Here is a 677-nt window from a genome sequence, read left to right on the forward strand (position 1 = left end):
CAATAAATACTGGTATCGGTCACAAAGTTCACGAAGATACAAGGATAGCGCTGTACCCCATGGCTGATGCTATCCACACAACCAAACTCGTCACTTACTGCTAAGCTCACATTGAAAGTCTCTAGGTAAGGAGGATATAAAAACTCGGTATTCCCATCGCTAGGCGCATTAATCGTTTCGGTTTCTCCATTGCCAAAATACCATCTCCACTGCTGTATTCCATCTTCAAGCACCGTGCTACTCTGGTCAATAAAGAAAGTGGTATCGGCACAAGCCGCAGCCTCTGCCAAGAAATCTGCTGTAGGCAACTCTCTCACCATCACATTCTTTCTCACCTCATTCACACAACCACCAGGCTCCTGACCTTGCAGCTCCACTCTAAACTCTCCATCAGAAGTAAATACATGATAAACCGTATCTCGGGTGGTGCTGAGCTGTGGACTGCCATCATCAAAATACCAAGTCCAGTATTTTACTTCAGCATTTTCAGGTTTGGTGGCATGAGCCACAAGCATGGTCGCTTCGCCATAACAAACCGTATCCGCTAAGAAGCTGACCGTTAATTCCGAAGGAATAAAGATTTCTGTTTCCGTGGTATCCACACAGCCTCTTTCATCGGTAGCGATGAGAGAAACCGGATAGTTTAAGTCTACCGCAGGGAAGATATATTGAGGATC

1 protein-coding gene is annotated in these 677 nt (G+C 45.6%); it reads right to left on the minus strand.

What is annotated here, in order from left to right; genetic code table 11:
- Positions 1 to 677: PKD domain-containing protein (locus HNS40_RS22590; protein WP_172284967.1), on the minus strand; the 677-nt coding region annotated here is incomplete at both ends.

Origin of the sequence: Lentimicrobium sp. S6, from assembly GCF_013166635.1 — a bacterium.
Lineage (GTDB): Bacteria > Bacteroidota > Bacteroidia > Bacteroidales > UBA12170 > UBA12170.